The sequence below is a fragment of the Cognataquiflexum nitidum genome (assembly GCF_022538055.1).
GTDB lineage: Bacteria > Bacteroidota > Bacteroidia > Cytophagales > Cyclobacteriaceae > Cognataquiflexum > Cognataquiflexum nitidum.
In genome coordinates this window covers 66242-81848 of the sequence record NZ_JAKZAM010000016.1, presented here as the reverse complement: position 1 = coordinate 81848, position 15607 = coordinate 66242, and the positions used below count along the sequence as shown (strand labels likewise).

Sequence of the window (15607 nt, the reverse complement as noted above, 5' to 3'; positions counted from 1 at the left end):
GTTTACAATTATGTACGGATTTCTAATCGCAGTTGGTATTTTATTGCTTATATCCATTATCTGGATGGTATATAGAATACAGACCCTTGTCTCAGTAGTAAAGGGCAGTGACAAAAAAGTTGCTTCGGGAAGTAATAAGGTGAACGCAATGATGTTTGTTTTATTCCTTGTAGGAACAGGAGGATTGATGTTTTGGTATTCAATAAAGGAATTTGATAATTACAACCTTCCTTTAGCATCTGAACATGGTGCTGTAACTGATCAGTTGTTTTGGATAACTATGGCCGTTACAGGAGTGATATTTATCATTACCCACATCCTACTTTTCTGGTTCCCATACAAATACCAATACAAAGAGGACAGAAAAGCGTCCTTCTACCCGGATAACAATAAACTTGAAGTTATTTGGACCGTAGTTCCGGCTATAGTTTTGGCATTGTTGGTTATTGGTGGATGGAAAGCATGGTCGGACATTACAAAACCTGCTCCTGAAAACGCACATGTGGTGGAATTGTTGGGATATCAGTTTGCATGGGAAGTAAGGTATCCTGGTATGGATAATGTACTTGGAGCCAATGATTACAGGCTGACCAATGCTTCTAATGTTTCTGGAGTTGATTTCTCTGATAAAAATGCCCATGACGACTTTAATTCACCTGTAGTTGTAATTCCAAAAGGTGAACCTGTCTTATTTAAAATAAGAGCAAGAGATGTTCTTCATTCGGTTTTTGCTCCACACATGAGATTGAAAATGGACGCAGTACCTGGGATGCCAACCAAATTCTGGTTTGTAGCTACAAAGACCACAGAAGAAATGAGGGCTGAATTGAACGATCCCGAATTCGAATATGAAATTGCATGCACAGAGGTTTGCGGCAAAGGTCACTTTTCTATGAGAAGAGTAATTAATGTGGTGGAACCGGCAGAGTACCGAAAATGGCTGGCGGAACAAAAACCATACATTGTCAACAACCCTGCTCTGGTTGAAAATTTATCCCCTGAATTGAAAGAATTGGCTGAAATTACAATCAGCGAACATAAGTAATTTAATTATCATAATTATGGCAACAGCTCATACAGCTACTCACAGTGCTAGTGCACATGATCATCACGATGATCACGAGCACCACGATAATTTTATAACCAAGTATATTTTCACCACCGATCACAAGATGATCGGGAAGCAATTCTTGGTGACGGGTATATTCTGGGCAATTATCGGTGGCTTACTTTCTATTATATTCAGATTACAACTTGGTTTTCCTGATATGGAATTATATTGGTTAAAGCCAATACTTGGAGGATGGATTGATGACGCAGGAAAACTTGACCCTAACTTCTATCTTGCTTTAGTCACTATGCATGGAACCATCATGGTTTTCTTTGTACTGACAGCGGGTCTAAGTGGTACCTTCTCCAATTTCCTGATTCCTTTGCAAATTGGAGCAAGAGATATGGCCTCAGGTTTTATGAACATGCTATCATACTGGTTTTTCTTCTTATCAGGCGTGATTATGTTTATTTCTTTGTTCATTGAGACAGGACCTGCTTCAGGTGGATGGGTTGTCTACCCTCCATTATCTGCTCTCGAACAGGCCATGCCGGGATCCGGCCTTGGAATGACTTTGTGGTTGGTTGCAATGACCTTTTTTATTGCGTCTTCCTTGTTGGGAGGTATCAATTACATTACTACGGTAATCAACTTGAGAACTAAAGGAATGTCTTTTTCTAGGCTTCCTTTGACTATTTGGGCTTTCTTCCTAACAGCTGTTATCGGCTTGCTTTCATTCCCTGTTTTATTTTCAGCAGCATTGTTGTTGGTTTTTGATAGAAGTTTTGGAACAAGTTTCTATCTCTCTGATATTTATATTGGTGGTGAGGCTTTGCCAAATACGGGTGGTAGTCCTGTTCTGTACCAGCATTTATTTTGGTTTCTTGGTCACCCTGAGGTCTACATCGTATTGTTGCCTGCACTAGGTATAACCTCGGAAATCATTTCTGTAAATTCTAGAAAGCCAATCTTTGGTTACAAAGCGATGATTATTTCCATGCTTGGAATTACCATCTTGTCGTTTATAGTTTGGGCGCACCACATGTTTGTGTCGGGGATGAATCCTTTCCTAGGTTCGATTTTCATGTTTCTTACCCTAATTATTGCGATTCCGTCAGCGGTAAAAGTATTTAACTACCTTACTACATTATGGAGAGGGAACTTGATTTTTACTCCCGGGATGTTGTTTTCGATAGGTCTAGTATCTTTCTTTATTTCTGGTGGATTGACTGGTATTTTCCTTGGTAATTCGGCTATTGATATTCAGCTGCATGATACATATTTTGTAGTAGCTCACTTCCATTTGGTAATGGGTTCTGCTTCCTTCTTTGGGTTGATGGCGGGTGTTTACCATTGGTTCCCTAAAATGTTTGGTAGGATGATGGACCCAAGATTGGGATATATACACTTCTGGTTAACATTTATTGGGGTTTACATGGTGTTCTTCCCAATGCACTATATTGGTATTGCTGGTTTTCCTAGGAGATATTACAGCTGGACAAATTTTGAATTCTCAAACATGTATACGGACTTGAATATGTTTGTGTCAGTTGCTGCCATCATTACATTCGGTGCTCAGTTGATCTTCTTGTTCAATTTCTTCTATTCAATGTATAGAGGTAGAGTTGCCTCTCTTAATCCATGGAGATCCAATACCCTCGAATGGACTACTCCTTTACATCCACAGCATGGCAACTGGCCTGGTGAAATACCTACGGTATACAGATGGCCATATGACTACTCAAAGCCCGGTGCGTCTGAGGATTTTATTCCTCAAACTGTGCCGTTGTCTGCGACTCCTGAATCTAACCTTCCTCATGAACAGGAATTGGTGAAACTGGAAAAGGCGATTATTGCAGACGAAGAGGAAGTTCTTGTAGCTAATGAATCAAAAGAATCTTAATCAAATTTACAGCTTTCGCAGGATCAGTTTGGTCACTGTGATAGCTGTTTATTTCCTGATATTAGTCGGTGGGATAGTCAGAAGTACCGGATCGGGTATGGGTTGTCCTGATTGGCCAAAATGCTTTGGGAGCTGGATTCCACCTACTAGTGTGGACCAGCTCCCAGGTAATTATCAGGAAATCTACTCTGCTCAAAGAGTAGAAAAAAACAATAAATTTGTCGCCCAACTTGAGAAATTAGGGTTCAAACAAAAAGCAGATCAAATAAAAAATGACAAATCGATTTTGGTGGAACAGGAATTTAATGCTGTCAAAACCTGGATCGAATATGTGAATAGGCTGATTGGAGCAATTATTGGGTTATTTGTCCTTTTAACTGTTTTCAGGTCATTATTTCTTTGGCCCTTAAGTAAGAGAATCACCATATTGTCTGTTTTAAATCTGTTTTTAGTTTTGTTTCAGGCTTGGATTGGATCTATTGTGGTATCTACAAATTTATTGCCTTGGATGATTACATTGCACATGATATTGGCTTTGGTGATTGTTTGTGTTCTGCTTTACGTTCATTTCCAATCTTATAAATTAATCTATCCTTCAAAATCAACTACTGAAAAACCAAATACACTCTTTGGGATTTTGGTGATTGGTTTTTTATTGATGTTGGTTCAAATTGTATTTGGTACTCAGGTCAGAGAGGAGATGGATGTTGTAGCATTCGAATTTGGCAATCTTTTAAGGGGAGAATGGATAGATCATCTTGGATTGGTGTTTATTGTTCATAGGTCATATTCGATCCTCTTATTAGCAGTACACCTTTTGTTCTTTTACCAAGTATATAAAAACACATTGCGGCATGTAAGCATCTTTAAGTGGTCCCAAGGTCTTATCCTTGTGATTTTCCTTGAGATACTGACAGGTGTAGGAATGGCCTATTTTGGGGTTCCGGCTTTTTTACAGCCTGTGCATCTATTATTAGGAACAATGATAATTGGGATTCAATTTGTTATTTTACTGCAACTTGACTCTCAAAGAAAATTAAAAATAGAAAACCAGAGTTTATGAGTACTATAAATATTTCTGAAAATTCTTTATCCGATTTCCTTATTTTAAGAATTGGGGCTTATAAAGATTTGATTAAATTCAGGTTGTCTGCGCTTGTTACCTTCTCGGCAGTCTTTGGGTTTATTCTTGGAGATTCCGGTGTTGTCTTTTCATGGAGTAAATTCTTTGCACTTATGATTGGTGGTTTCCTAATCAGTGGTGCTTCCGGAGCGGCAAATGAAATATGGGAAAGAGATATTGACAAATTGATGAAAAGAACGGAAAATCGTCCGCTTCCATTGAATCTTATTTCTCTTAAAGAAGCTTATTGGTTTACTTCAATTATTGCAATAATTGGAATTTTAATACTATGGGTTTTTACAAATCCATTGACAACAATACTCGGAGTTGTGAGTATGTTTCTGTATGTATTCGTCTACACTCCTCTAAAAAAAGTTGGTCCGATTGCAGTTTTTGTAGGTGCTATACCAGGAGCTATGCCTCCATTGTTGGGTTGGACTGCAGCCACTGCAACTATTTCCCATGAAGCGCTTATCATTTTCGGGATACAGTTTATATGGCAGTTTCCTCATTTCTGGGCTATTGCTTGGGTAAGTGATGAGGATTACAAGAAAGCAGGTTTTAAACTTCTGCCAAGCGGAGGTCAAAAAGACCTGAACACTGCAATTCAAATAATGATTTACACCCTGTTTTTGTTGCCTTTAGGTCTTTTGCCAACATATTTTGGTTTGACAGGGATCAATTCTGGAATTGTTGCTACTATCTGTGGAGTTTTGTTTTTGGCTCAAACTTTCTCTTTGATGAAAGATTGTTCCAGAAAATCTGCACTCAAAATAATGTTTGGATCGTTTCTTTATTTGCCGTTAGTGCAAATAGCATACTTACTAGATAAGGTTTAATCCATGGAAGAAAAATTCGCATACGTTGAAAATGCAGAGCAACCAATTGCTATGCATCCCAAGAAGTTTGCTCTATGGCTTTTCATAGTGACGGTTGTGATGATTTTTGCTTCCCTTACTAGTGCATATATTGTCAGACAGTCAGAAGGTAATTGGTTAGAATATGACCTTCCCAGTATTTTCTGGTATACTTCTGGAATCATAGTATTGAGCAGTATTACATTGCATTGGGCATATGCATCAGCAAAGAAAGATGATCTGGCATCACTTAGAACGGGAATGATAATTACTTCTGTTCTTGGATCGGCTTTTTTAATTGGCCAATGGTACAGTTGGGTGGCTTTGGTGGATCAGGATGTGTTTTTTGTAGGTAACCCTGCTGGCTCATTTCTCTATGTTTTCACAGGATTACATGCATTACACTTAATCAGTGGTGTGATATTTCTAATTATTGTATTAATTTCGACCTTTAGGTATCAGGTACATTCCAAAAATCTCGATACCATGGAAATGTGTGTCACTTATTGGCATTTCCTTGGGGGTCTTTGGTTATATTTGTTTATGTTTTTGTTATTGAATCATTAAAAAGTAAAAAATAAAATATATGTCAACGACTGCAACTGCAATTGGGGTAAGTCCCAAAAGAGGAGTCTGGGGAGGTGGAAATGAGCCTCTAAAAGCCAGTTATGGAAAACTTATGATGTGGTTTTTCCTGCTTTCTGATATTTTTACATTTGCCGCCCTTTTGATTACATACATTTCTCTACGGGTCAGTTTCCCTTCTTATGGGGGGCCTGTAGATACTTTTGTGGGATCTAATGAATATTGGCCGGTACCCGAACTTGTATTTGATGCGATTCCATTTGTACATGGAGTTCACATTCCCCTAGCATTCGTAGGTTTGATGACCTTCATTTTGATCCTTAGTTCCGTTACAATGGTTTTGGCAGTGGAAGCCGGACATAGAAATGACAAAAAGGATGTTGTCAAATGGTTGCTTTGGACCCTTTTGGGAGGTATAACTTTCCTAAGTTGTCAAGCTTGGGAATGGTCGCACTTTATCCATGGGACCCCGAGTGGTTCTCTTATCACTTATGTCAATAATATGGGACAAACTGTGAGTGAAATAGTATTCGGAGCTAATCTCTCTGTAAATGAATATGGACCGGCAAACTTTGCACAGTTATTTTTCTTCATTACAGGCTTCCATGGATTCCACGTAACATTGGGTGTTTTGCTGTTGTTTTTGGCTTTTTATCAAGCCGCTGTGGGGATTTATGAAGAAAGGGGGCACTATGAAATGGTCGAAAAAATCGGTTTGTACTGGCACTTTGTAGACCTCGTTTGGGTATTTGTGTTTACCTTATTCTATCTGATTTAAATTTTAAATATTCACGATATGGCTACGCAACAAAATAAATCAGCGCTTGAAGTAATGCCGCGCGATGAGGCTAAGATTAAAAAAATATGGAAAACAGCAGGGATATTGCTTTTATTGACCCTTGTTGAATTCGTGTTTGCATTTACGCTTCCAAGAGGGTTTTTGCTTTATTTTATATTTATTGCCCTCACAATATGGAAGGCAAAATATATCATGATGGAGTTTATGCACCTCGGTGAAGAAGCAAAACCGCTTTTCTACTCAATTATTGTCCCTTTGATCTTCCTAGTTTGGTTGGTAATTGCCCTAGTGAAGGAAGGTTCAGATATTTTCATCATGAGGTGGTAATAATTTAAAAATTTATGAAAAAAAATAGGTTGGAGTGGAAACTTCAACCTCTTTTTTTGTTTAAGTAAAAAAACAACAATGAAAAGATTGAGGATTCTTCAGGGATTGGTTTTAGTTTGTATTCTATTGGTCCCTGTCGTGATTTTTTTGTTTTTGAAAACTTTCGGGAATAACCAATATGACATTCCTGTTTTTTTTCAAAATGGGGTAGAAGATCCATTTAGTGAATGTAATATGTCAGATTCAGGTCAACATTATATTCCTGATTTTATTTTAATGGATCAAAATGGCCAAATTCGTGGAAGGAAAGAGATGTCCGAAAAAATTACGATAGTTGATTTTTTCTTCACCTCTTGCCCCAGTATCTGTCCGATCATGTCCACCGAACTCGAAAGGGTCGATGATGCCTTTAGGAATGATGATGAAATTCAGATTTACTCTGTCTCCATAGATCCCGAATATGATACTCCGGAAGTGCTTTCTGATTATGCTGAAAGGCATATGGCCACTCCTGGAAAATGGTTTTTTCTTACCGGTGACAAAAGTTTGATTTATTACCTTGCACGTTGTGGCTTTATACTTCCTACCATAGATGGGGAAGGTCAACCTGAGGAATTTGTTCATAGTGATAAATTTGTCCTAATTGACGGACAGGGTAGGATCAGAGGTTATTACAGCGGAACAAATCGAGAAGATGTTGACAAATTAATATTAGAAACAAAAATCTTATTACATGGAACAAAGTAGTTTATTAACTTCAGACAAAGGAATTATCAGATGGATCTCGGTAATCGCTGTTATTGTGCCGGTATTGGTGGCTGTCCTTTTATTTATGCCTTCAAAAATTGATGTTGCAAGTGACTGGGTTTATTTTCTCCCGCATCTCAATGCTGTCATTAATTCTGCAGCTACTGTCGCATTAATCGCCGGTGTGGTATTTATCAAAAAAGGGAATATCCAATATCATAGGGCTGCAATGACCGCTGCATTTGGTTTGGGAGCCATTTTTTTGGTTTCTTATGTGATTTATCATGCAACAGCTGAAAGCACCACATTTGGTGGAGAAGGATGGATTAGGCCAGTTTATTATTTTATTCTTATCACTCATATCGTATTGGCTGCTGTGGCATTATTTCCTATTCTTTTGGCTTACTATTATGGCCATACAGATCAAAGGGATAAACATAAAAAAGTTGTTAAATTTGCATTCCCAATCTGGCTTTATGTCACTGTTACCGGAGTTGTTGTCTATTTAATGATCAGTCCCTATTACACTTTCTAAACTTATTAAATTGCGTTAGCGTTTGGAATACCATGAGATCTTTATATACATCGTTACTTGTCATAGTTTTCATTTTGGTTTCCGAGGTGTCAGCAATAGCACAATGTGCTATGTGCAGGGCAGGGATAGAAAATAATATCAGCAATGGAGAAACCACCATTGGGGCAGGTTTGAATATGGGCATACTCTATCTTTTGAGCATGCCTTATCTCTTGGCGGTAGTTTTGGGATACCTCTGGTACAGAAATGCTAAGAAAAGAAAAGGCAAATTCCTTTTTCATGGAGAAAAATATTAAATAATGATCGAGATCTGGGTACAGATTTTGCTTTTTGCTTAACTTATGGTTATGCGAAATACTCGGACATTTTTACTTTTTTTGGCTCTTATAAGCCTGGGGGCATTATTGGTATTCAATTTTTTTTTGGTAGATGGAAATGAAGACCAAAAACTCATTAAACACATCACTCAAGAGATCCAAAGGATCGAGAATGAATTTAACCAGGATTTTTTGCAGTTGCTGTTAAAAAACAGACCCGATGAAGAGTTTTCTTTTACCAATCTTACTATAGATTCATTTCATTCTTATTATTTGTTTACTGAATCGGGGAAATTGGTGTATTGGTCTGATTTTTCATATATGCCTGATTTTGATTGGATCAATTCCAAAACCAATCAAAGAATCATGGAAGACAAGCGTGGGATATTTTATTCAAAAGTCAGGAGATTCTCCCGCAATAATCAGGGATATTGGATTGTCCAATTATACCCTCTTTATTTCAAAAGGGATTTTCAAAACCAATACCTTGAATCGGGTTTCAACACAGAAATTTTTTCAAATATTCCCAAAAGTATTTCCTATGTACAGGAGGAGGGTTTTTTGGACGTAAAAGGATCAAAAGGTGAGTTCTTGTTTTCAGTGTACTTTGATCCCGAACAAATCCCCACCGGACCTTCAAGCCAATTGGCATTGATGATTTTCTTTTTCTCCCTTTTCTTTCTTGTCCTGTTGATGACGCGCAATCTCATTTTGAATTTGTGGCGAAAAGGAAAGCAAGTGAAAGCACTGGTTGCTGCGTCCGCCGTATTGATCACTATAAGGGCACTAATGCTTGTTTTCAGGTTTCCTAAAGACTACTTTGGCTACAGGCTTTTTGACCCATCGGGTTATGCATCTTCTTGGTTCAACCCAAGCCTCGGAGATCTCTTCTTAAATGTTATCTGTTTGGCCATCCTACTTGCATTGGTTCTCAAAATAATTGCAGGCAAAAGCTTTAAAAACCGGCTGAATAAAAGGAGGATAAAAATAGATAACCGGCTATTTTTAATAATTGCCTACTTGTTTTCTACTTTGTTTTTGGTACTTTTTTATGCATTGTACATCGATATATTAAGCAATTCGCAATGGGATCTTAATATTTTGAGTCTTCCATCCTTGGATTGGTTCAAAATCGTGAGTCTTTCAATTGTGTTTGTGGGGGGGGCTGCCTATTTTCTTTTTACTGTTTTGGCTTTGGAGTTGGTGTTTTATAATAATCCTTTAAATAAGTCTAAAGCACTTTCCATCATCATTTATTTTTCAATCCCGATTGTTGGCACATTGGCTTATTTCAACTGGATATGGATGGTAGCCTATTTTGCACATTTTATCTTTTTGGTAGCGGTCATTAACTTTAATCTGTATAGATATATTTTTACAATAGGTCTGAATACTTTCCTCACTTTTTTCTTTGGATGTCTGATTGCCGCAATAATTACAGGCGTAGCTTCACATCAGGTTTACCTTGAAAGGAATTTCAAATCCAAGGCTAGTTTTGGTACTGAAATGCTGGTGGAAAATGATATTCTCGCAGAATTTTTTCTTTCTGATATCATGGAGAGAATCAGTCAGGATTTATTTATAAAAAATTCCATGACGGATCCTTTGATGAGAAAAGAGCCCATAGAGCAGAAAATCCGCAAAATCCACATGAACAATTACTTTGATCAATATGTCCTCAAAGTGAAAGCTTTCAATTATTTCGGTGAAAATATTCTAGACCGGAACAATTCCAATACCCTTGCCGAAAATGAAAGACAATTTGTTAAAAGTGATTTTGCAACCTCAGTGAGGGACCTATACTTCATCCCAAAAGGGACAGAAGGAGACGGTAATCAGTACTTTGCTTTCATACCTATGTTTAAACAAGATGTATTTGTGGGGACGGTTTTCTTGGAATTAAGGCAATTAAGAATTGTACCTGGATCGGTATTCCCGAAGTTGCTAATCGACGAAAAATACATGGCGGGCATGAACGACAAAAAGTTTGACTATGCTGTATACGAGGAGGGGGAACTTAAGTATGGGGTGGGTCTTTTTAATTATCGTGCTGCTGGTATAGAAAACCTGTTGAATCAATCAACACTTTTCACCTCAGGAATTTATAAGGGAAAATTCCACCATGTAGGAGTCAAAGAACTCGATAAAGTGGTGGTAGTTTCATCTCCTGTTTATCCTATTTATTACATTCTTGCTGATATATCTTTGTTTTTTTTGGGTTTTATCATATTTACACTTGGCTCGTTGATTTTTGGAGCATTTTCTAAAGAAATTGGCTCACTGAGGTTCAATTATGCAACAAAACTTCAGCTGTATCTGAATTTTGCTTTCTTTTTTCCCATCCTGATTATAAGTTTGATTATCGTTGGTCTGTTTACCGGTTCTTATCAGGAAGAACTCCATCGGCAATACCTTCAAAAAACCTCCTTGGTTACTGATAACCTTTCGCCCGTAATCGAAAAGAAAAACAGCGGCATATTGGAAAAGGATGAGCTTTTGGAGACAATGAATAATCTTTCGGGGAATGCCAATACTGACATTAACTTGTATAGCAAACAAGGGGTTTTGGTCAGCACTTCTCAACCCAATATCTTTGACAAAAAGGTATTGACAAATTATATTAACCCAAACGCCATTGTTGAATTGGTTGAAGGCCAAAATAACCTTATCCTCCTGGAAGAGAAAATTGGAAATCTTACTTTCAAATCAGTATATTCTGCAATCAGGTCCAAGGATGGTCAGGAAGTACAGGCTATAGTGGCGGTACCTTTTTTCGAATCAGAAACAGAGTTGGATTTGTTGATTGCTGATGTGCTGAGCAATATCATCAACATATTCGTTTTGGTTTTCATCGTGTTTTTGTTCATCTCTTATTTTGTATCTAAAAACCTCACGTTTCCTTTTAAGCTTTTGACCCAGAAACTTAAAGTAACAGGCTTGGATAATAATGAGCCAATGTATTGGCCTACCAATGATGAGATCGGCCTACTCGTGAATGAATATAACAACATGCTCTTCAAACTAGATGCTAGTAAGAAAGACCTAGCCAATTCTGAAAAGGAGTCAGCCTGGAGAGAAATGGCCAAGCAAGTCGCTCACGAAATTAAGAATCCATTGACTCCGATGAAACTTACCTTACAGCATTTATTAAGGTTACAATCGGAAGGAAAACTTGATGACCCCAAAAAACTCAAACAACCATTGGAAACACTGATCCATCAGGTAGATACCCTGAGTGATATTGCTACATCCTTTTCGAGTTTTGCCAAGATGCCTCAACCCAAAAAGGAACTTATGGATTTCAAACAGGTGGTTTTGGGAACATTGGAGTTGTTTAAAAACAGGGAGAATGAAAAAATAATCTTTGGGGATCTCTCAGAAGAAGATAATCTTCCGGTGATGGGCGATAAGCAGCTTTTTGGAAGAATCATCGCCAACTTGATTATCAATGGTTTTCAGGCAACTGAACCCCATAAAAAATCCGTCATTCTCGTTTTTCTAAGGGTTATAGAGGAGCAGGTAGTTTTGGAAATCAAAGACAATGGCAAAGGCATACCGATGGAGTTGAGAGATAAAATATTTATGCCAAATTTTAGCACCAAGTCCGAGGGTTCAGGATTGGGTCTTGCGATCGCAAAAAGAGGGGTAGAAACAGAAGGTGGTAAAATCTGGTTTGAAACTGAAGAGGGTAAGGGGACTTCTTTTTTTCTTTCGTTTAATCTAGTGGCAGAGATCCCCGTATAACCAAAAAACCATTCCTTTCAATTTGGTTTTGCCATGATTTTTTGCTTTTGAATCTGAGAAAATGCTTTTAATCTGAGAGTTATCCATCTTTTTGATGAAAATATTACCTTAGCAAGGATATATGTATAACTGTTTAATTCGGGTGAGGTATTTTGTTTTGATCCTAATTTTGAATTTAGGATTCGGCACCATTGTTTTTGCCCAGAATTCTGCCTGTAAATGGTTGCCTTTTGAAAAGATATCACAACCTTTTTTGCTTGATTCGTTGAGTGTCCTTGAAGAAAGTATCAGTATAAGGGACATTTCTGATAGGACTTATTCTTTTGCGTATGATCTCAATTCAGGCAATTTAAATATCCGTTTGAATCTTGACGATCAAGTTGATTCGCTCCTAGTTTGTTACCAAACTTTTCCCTACGCGCTAAACCATACTTCAGCCAAAAGGACCTTATTGGCAGACTACGATTCCACGGCCATTTTTAGGAACAAAAGGTATCAAGCTGTGCCGACATTCGATTTTCGTGAGGAACTTTTCCCAAGTACAAACCTCAACAAATCGGGAAACCTCACCCGGGGAATTTCTTTTGGCAATACACAGAATCTATTTGTCAACTCCTCGCTCAATCTTCAGATGAATGGTCAACTGACCGAAAACCTGAATATCAGGGCAAGTATTACAGATCAGAACGTGCCATTTCAACCCGAAGGAAATACCCAACAGGTACAGGATTTTGACAATATTCTAGTCGAACTTTACAATGATAAATTCAATTTATCGGCGGGAGATGTGGTTCTGCAGCAGAGAAAATCCGAGTTTTTGAGGTATTACAAGAATGTGCAGGGTGCCCAGTTCACGACCAATTATAGTATGGGAGAGAAATGGCGTGCGTCAACACAAGCAGCCGCTTCCGTCGCAAAAGGGAAGTTTGCTTCCATCTTATTGGAGGTCACAGAGGGTACTCTTGGCCCATATAGAATTCCCGGCCCTCAAAATGAAAGATTTGTCATCATCATGGCCAATTCCGAAAGGGTATTTTTAGACGGTGTACAGCTTCAAAGGGGCTTCAATTATGATTATGTCATCGATTATAATCAGGGAGAAATAACCTTTACTCCAAAAATTTTGATCACCCAATACACTAGAATCAGGATAGACTTTGAATACGCTGAGCGCAATTATTCCAGATCCATCCTTACGGCAAACCATATTCAGGAATCTGACAGGGTATCATTCTACATGAATCTATATAGAGAACAAGACAACCGAAACAGGCCACTGTTTTTTGAATTGTCTGATCAGGAAAAGGTACTGCTTTCCTCTGTAGGCAATGATATTGAAGCTGCTTCCGTTCCGAGGGTGGATAGTGTGGCTTTTGATTCCAATAGGATTTTGTACAAAAAAGTACAAGGACTAGATGGGCAAGGCAATCAGTTTGAATACTTTGAATATTCAAACGATCCAAATGAAGCTTTTTTTGCAGTTTCATTTAATGAAGTAGGGCAGGGAAACGGAGATTATATAAGGCAAAGCCAATTGTCCAATGGACCTGTTTTTGCTTTCGTTCCAAAAGTTGCCGGTCAATCACAGGGAAATTACTCTATATTTTCCCCACTTCCTGCGCCCAACAAAAAGCAAATGTTCACTACCGGAACAAGGGTAAAATTAAACGCATATGAGCAGGTTTACACAGAGCTTGCCTTTTCCAATACAGACCAAAACCTATTTTCTGATATAGACAATGAGACCAATAGGGGCTTTGGGATCAAGTCTGGAATTTCTTCCGAAAACAGAAGCCTGGATTTGTTCAAAGGGTATAAATTTCGAGCTTTGGCCGAGTATGAGTACAATTCTGCTAATTTCAGTTTTATTGACAGGTTGCGTTATGTCGAATTTGACCGGGACTGGAGTTTAGATTCACAAGATGCTTTGCAAGCAGGTCATGAAAGAATTTTCAATTCCCAGATTGAGCTTAATAAGGACATCCATAATTCCTTCAGCTATAGACTCAACCTCAGAAACAGAGGGCAGGTCTTGGATGGAACCCAACATCTTGCACGTTGGGACCGGCAGATTGGAAGGCGGTTTTATGTAAAAAACAATTTCTTCCTTTTGAATTCCAATGTCAGGGACCTCAATTCGGATTGGCTTCGATATACAGGCGATTTCCAGTATAAGTCGAAAGTGTTGGTTCCGGGGTACAGGGTTATGGTGGAGAGAAATGCTGTGCGGGACATTGAAAAGGATTCGGTGGTGAGTACTGCAATGAATTTCCTGGAACACCTCCTATACCTCAAATCCAACGATACTTTGCCTTACTCATTTTTTCTCAATGCCTCTGTCAGGGAAGACAAGTTTCCGGTCAATGGCCTGATTACTCCTGATACAGAAGCATTTCAAACGATGTTTGGATTAAAAAGGAGATTTGGAAACCATGACCTGACAGCCACATTTACCTACAGGGAACTTGAATTTCTCAGGACGGACCAAGAAAAGGAAACCACTGTCCTGAGCAAAGTAGATTATTTGGGGACTATGGCAAAAGGAAATGTAAGAAATGAACTGAGTTATGCCATTGGAAATGGACGTGAGTTTAGAAGGGAATTTATCTTCCTGCCAGTACCCACAGGAGAAGGAACCCACGCATGGAGGGATGACAACAATGATGGAATCCAGCAACTGAATGAATTCTATATCGCAATCAATCCTGAGGAAAAGATTTATATCAAAGTCTTTGTGCCTACCACGGAGTTTGTACAGGCTTTTACTACTATTTTCAACTACCGGCTCAATGCGAAGTTTCCCGATACCTGGAGAACATCCGGTGGAGTCCAACAATTCCTTCATAAATTTTCAAACACAACCAGCCTCAGCGTAGAAAAGAAAATTACGTCGAATGATTTTTGGGATAGGGTCAATCCTTTCATTGGGGGATTTTCTCCCGAGGATCTGATTTCCGTCAGGCAGGTAATCCGATCTTCTTTTTTCTTCAACCGCTCCTCGGCAAAGTATGGCTTTGATTTGTCACTTTTTGACAGTCAAAACAAGCAGTTGCTTTCAGGTGGATTTGATGACCTGATCCAAAAAGACTGGAGATTAAACACCCGCTATAATTTCAGTCAGGTAATGAACCTTAGAGTTTTGGCCCAATCTGGTAAGAGAATTGCTAATTCGGATTTTTTGAGCAACCGGGATTATTTTATTGAGCAATATGGAATCGGTCCTGAACTTGCTTGGCAACCTAGTGGCCTTTTCAGATCCACCCTGATTTATCAATATTTTGACAAGCACAACATCGCCAACCAAGAAATCAACGAGCGATCCAATATCCATCAAATAGGTCTGGATTTTAGATTTGCCAAAGCAATCAAGACGACCATCAATGCCAATTTCAAGTACACCTTCATCGAATATAACGGCCAACCCAATTCGCCCGCAGGATACGAGATGCTTCAGGCCCTGACCCCCGGCAACAACCTGACCTGGACTTTCAATTGGCTACAAAAAATCGGGGAAGGGCTACAAATGAACTTGGTATATGAAGGTAGAAATTCAGAAGGACTTGATCGCCTGGTGCATATCGGCAGGATGCAGGTTACAGCTTTGTTTTGATTTAAAAAA

The 15607-nt window shown here is 38.6% G+C and carries 12 protein-coding genes; all 12 read left to right on the top strand.

Features of this window, described 5'->3' with window-relative positions; genetic code table 11:
* Positions 1-10: 10 nt before the first annotated feature.
* Positions 11-1045: a cytochrome c oxidase subunit II gene (locus MMU07_RS12375; RefSeq protein WP_241126187.1), complete on the top strand. Its 1035-nt coding sequence runs from the start codon at positions 11-13 to the stop codon at positions 1043-1045.
* Between the two features lie 16 nt (positions 1046-1061).
* Positions 1062-2954 carry a cytochrome c oxidase subunit I gene (locus MMU07_RS12370; protein WP_241126186.1) on the top strand — a complete coding sequence of 631 codons (1893 nt, stop codon included), beginning with the start codon at positions 1062-1064 and terminating at the stop codon, positions 2952-2954.
* A complete protein-coding gene (locus MMU07_RS12365; protein ID WP_241126185.1) occupies positions 2935-4017 on the top strand; it encodes a COX15/CtaA family protein in 1083 nt (360 codons plus the stop codon). The genes MMU07_RS12370 and MMU07_RS12365 overlap by 20 nt, the downstream gene beginning before the upstream one ends.
* Positions 4014-4916 carry a heme o synthase gene (gene cyoE, locus MMU07_RS12360; protein WP_241126184.1) on the top strand — a complete coding sequence of 301 codons (903 nt, stop codon included), beginning with the start codon at positions 4014-4016 and terminating at the stop codon, positions 4914-4916. The genes MMU07_RS12365 and cyoE overlap by 4 nt, the downstream gene beginning before the upstream one ends.
* 3 nt (positions 4917-4919) lie before the next feature.
* On the top strand, positions 4920-5501 hold the full coding sequence (locus MMU07_RS12355) for a cytochrome c oxidase subunit 3 (RefSeq protein WP_241126183.1): 582 nt from the start codon (positions 4920-4922) through the stop codon (positions 5499-5501).
* A gap of 19 nt (positions 5502-5520) precedes the next feature.
* Entirely contained in the window at positions 5521-6297 is a 777-nt protein-coding gene (locus MMU07_RS12350) for a cytochrome c oxidase subunit 3 (protein WP_241126182.1), read from the top strand.
* A gap of 18 nt (positions 6298-6315) precedes the next feature.
* Positions 6316-6645, top strand: a complete 330-nt coding sequence (locus MMU07_RS12345; RefSeq protein ID WP_241126181.1) for a cytochrome C oxidase subunit IV family protein — start codon at positions 6316-6318, stop codon at positions 6643-6645.
* A gap of 78 nt (positions 6646-6723) precedes the next feature.
* On the top strand, positions 6724-7392 hold the full coding sequence (locus MMU07_RS12340; protein WP_241126180.1) for an SCO family protein: 669 nt from the start codon (positions 6724-6726) through the stop codon (positions 7390-7392).
* Positions 7379-7927 (top strand): DUF420 domain-containing protein, encoded by a 549-nt coding sequence (locus MMU07_RS12335; protein WP_241126179.1) that lies wholly within the window; start codon positions 7379-7381, stop codon positions 7925-7927. Before MMU07_RS12340 ends, MMU07_RS12335 begins: the two co-directional genes overlap by 14 nt.
* Before the next feature lie 32 nt (positions 7928-7959).
* The gene (locus MMU07_RS12330; RefSeq protein ID WP_241126178.1) at positions 7960-8223 is read left to right on the top strand and encodes a hypothetical protein; all 264 of its coding nucleotides are present in this window, start codon (positions 7960-7962) and stop codon (positions 8221-8223) included.
* 51 nt (positions 8224-8274) lie between these two features.
* Positions 8275-11988, top strand: a complete 3714-nt coding sequence (locus tag MMU07_RS12325; RefSeq protein ID WP_241126177.1) for an ATP-binding protein — start codon at positions 8275-8277, stop codon at positions 11986-11988.
* Positions 11989-12109: 121 nt separating this feature from the next.
* The gene (locus tag MMU07_RS12320) at positions 12110-15598 is read left to right on the top strand and encodes a hypothetical protein (protein WP_241126176.1); all 3489 of its coding nucleotides are present in this window, start codon (positions 12110-12112) and stop codon (positions 15596-15598) included.
* The last annotated feature ends 9 nt before the right edge of the window (positions 15599-15607 follow it).